This window comes from Ruminococcus champanellensis 18P13 = JCM 17042 (assembly GCF_000210095.1).
GTDB classification, from domain to species: Bacteria; Bacillota; Clostridia; order Oscillospirales; family Ruminococcaceae; genus Ruminococcus_F; species Ruminococcus_F champanellensis.
The window spans coordinates 139,964-142,805 of the sequence record NC_021039.1 but is presented as its reverse complement, the minus strand read 5'-3'; the positions used below and the strand labels follow the sequence as shown (position 1 = coordinate 142,805).

Below are 2,842 nucleotides of genomic sequence, written 5' to 3'. Positions count from 1 at the left end.
CATCATAGATTGACGGGTCGGGGGACTGACTATCGCTTAGAGACATAAACTTCATTCGGTTGCTATCTCTTTCGGGATTTATTTGATAAATCTTTACCCGCATTTTATACTCCTTTCGCCGTGATATACAGTGGTTTATGTTCTGCCAACAGACGCACTCTCTTTCTGCGCCCACAGTAAATTCAGATAAATTGTTGCACGGCGCTGCTGCTCCGGTGTGAGGCTGTCGATAAAGTCTTCAATGGGAATTGAGTTTTCTTCGTCAAAGCACTCGGGAGTACACCCGCCGCACAATTTTTCTTTTCGGACTATAATGGTGTTTTTATCCTTTTCCTCGAAAGAAAGAATATCATTATAGCCGATTTTATTGCGGACTCTTATTTCATACGGAATTGTAATTCGTCCTCGTTTGCCGAGGACTTTGACAATCTTTCTATTCATCAATATCACTCTCCTTTAAGACTCAAATAATCACCTGCCGCAACTGCGACAATAGTTCGGACACTCTGCACACTCTTTGCCGTTATCGGTCAAATCGCAGTTGCTGAGTTCATCTTCGAATTCGCTCTCATCGATAACTCTGACCTTGATTTTCCCGTCGTCAAAATATGTCTCAAACAGGGTGTCCTCATCAATGTCAAGCGCGGCTGTCAATTTTTCCGGCAGTAAAATTGTGAATTCTGTTTTGTACTCCATTTTCTTCTCCTTAATAATCGTACTGAAAATCGAAAAGCGTTAATTGCTGAGCTTCTTTTACGATGCAATGATTGTTTTCTTCTGCCTGCTTTTTCAAATCATAATTACCAATGAGCAGTTCTTCGAACATTTCGCCCGGTTTTGTGCTTTGAAGCATATTGTGCAGTCGTTCTTTCACAAAAGTATCGAATCCGTATTTTTCAGCGAGACTGCAAATATACGGATCGTTATTGTAGGTAATAATGAATTTGCAATTACCCTCATACTTCTCATGAATGCCATACATAAAATCAAACAGCTTTGCGTGTTCGTCACTGCCGAAGTTGGCTTTTTGATAGTACTTTTCCGTACCCTTGTACGGAGGGTCAAGCAAAATAAAAGTGTCTTTGCCTGCAGCATAAGAAATACAGTCCTTGTAGTCTCTGTGCATGATAACGGCATTTCTGAGTCTGCTGCAGGCGGTAACAAGTCTGCCAAAGCGTTTGGTCATGTCCTTTTTTGCGATGGCAAAGGTTTTTCCGGTGGATGAGAAGCTGAATATCTGATTTTCGAAGAAAGCGACAGCCTTCTCGATATCCGACCATTCGGCTTTTTCCACTGTAGCCGAGGTTTCTGTCAAATCATCAAGAATATTCGGTACATCGGCGAGCATTGCCTTATTTATTCTGAATAGTTCTTCTGAATTGAAAGACAGATAAAGACGGCCCAATAGGTAAGCGAGCTTCTCATTTTGCTGTAATACACGAAAGAATTTCACCAAATCGCCGTTGTAATCATTGATAATTTCTCTTTCAACGGGCTTTTTTCTCAGAAATACTTCGGCGCTTCCCATACACGCTTCCACATAAGTCTTGTGGGGCGGCATAAAAGCGTCAATTGTTGTGTAAATACAGCCTTTGCTTCCTGTCCACGGTAGTGGACTTACAGAACCGGACAATATAACCGACCTCCTTTCGGGAGGCAGTTGCGTTATAATACAAAAACAGACCGTTCTTGTGTTTACACACGCAAACGGCCTCAATTTCATTTATTTTTATTTAGTTTGTGTCCCGCGCTGAGAGTTGTGCCTTTAATCTCTGTAGCTGCGCTTCATATCGGTTAATCCTATGAAGTTGGAAACAGCAGAGAATAACAAAGGCAACAAGTCCGCCGAGTACCATTCCGATGAGAAAAAACAGCATTTCAATCATAGCGCATCTCCATTCCGGCATCCATATCCTCGCTGCAATCATTAACCGAGGTTATATTGACATATTCGCCTATAATACCGAGTGCCTCGTCATAACTCTGCGCGGTATCTGTAATGCGCTTGGTCATTTCCTTTGATTGCTCTGCAAGCCCATTATGCCGCAGTGTTCTTGCGGCAATCCCCATAAGGTTGAAGATGTTACCGTTCTGTCCGATAAGCGGGCAGTCGGGTTTCTTTGTTCCTGTAAGACTGAATCCGCCCAACTTATTTTCAACATAATCAGACAGCCAAGTTCCGCCCAAATCCGAATGAGTTCTGATTCGCCACATAGCGAGTTTGCCGATATCCACTTTCGTATCATCGTTAAACTCATAGAGCAAACAAGTCAATCCGTTATTCTCGAAGACGGCACAGTTATCGTCACCGAATTTTGTTCCGTCAAGAAGGATTCCTTCTTTGGTAAAAAGGTTATTGATTCCGTCAACCCACTCCCGTGGATTCCCGCCGCATCCCTGAAGGATAAGACCTTCTTTCCTTTCATACCCACGGAGTTCATTCTTATCGATTTTCTTAATGCTCATAATGTTTGTTCCTCCGTCATTTCAGTATCGGTTTCGTATCCCCAAAGGTTATTTGCGAATAGTTCCGCTTCTTTTGCCTCGGGGTAATAAGTGTCGGTACACTCGCCGTGTTCGTAAGTCTTTCTGCCGCAGTTCATTCCGATGTCTTCATCTGCCCATTCATGTTCAAATGAAACCTCGGGATATCTTTCTGCAAGTTTTTCGATAATGGGGTGGGGAGCACTCCAAGCGGTGTAAAACGAAAACGCGGGATTTTCCGAAATGTCCGAACGGTCAAGGTTGTCATAGCCGTAGGAGTTCCACTTTGTTCCCCAATTCTTTATTGACCAATCATACCAACTCGGCGCGCCGTACATCATTTCATTGCGGAAAGCCT

The 2,842-nt window shown here is 43.1% G+C and carries 5 protein-coding genes; all 5 read right to left on the bottom strand.

The window, feature by feature from the left end; genetic code table 11:
- Positions 1-135 precede the first annotated feature (135 nt).
- Positions 136-441, bottom strand: a complete 306-nt coding sequence (locus RUM_RS00650; RefSeq protein ID WP_015557308.1) for an AbrB/MazE/SpoVT family DNA-binding domain-containing protein — start codon at positions 439-441, stop codon at positions 136-138.
- A gap of 30 nt (positions 442-471) precedes the next feature.
- A complete protein-coding gene (locus tag RUM_RS00645; RefSeq protein ID WP_015557307.1) occupies positions 472-696 on the bottom strand; it encodes a hypothetical protein in 225 nt (74 codons plus the stop codon).
- 10 nt (positions 697-706) lie between these two features.
- Positions 707-1,633 (bottom strand): DNA adenine methylase, encoded by a 927-nt coding sequence (locus RUM_RS00640; protein WP_157864582.1) that lies wholly within the window; start codon positions 1,631-1,633, stop codon positions 707-709.
- Positions 1,634-1,878: 245 nt separating this feature from the next.
- Positions 1,879-2,466: a hypothetical protein gene (locus tag RUM_RS00635; protein ID WP_015557305.1), complete on the bottom strand. Its 588-nt coding sequence runs from the start codon at positions 2,464-2,466 to the stop codon at positions 1,879-1,881.
- Positions 2,463-2,842: DUF1281 family ferredoxin-like fold protein (locus tag RUM_RS00630; protein WP_460093352.1), on the bottom strand; the 380-nt coding region annotated here is incomplete at its 5' end. The genes RUM_RS00630 and RUM_RS00635, both read right to left, overlap by 4 nt.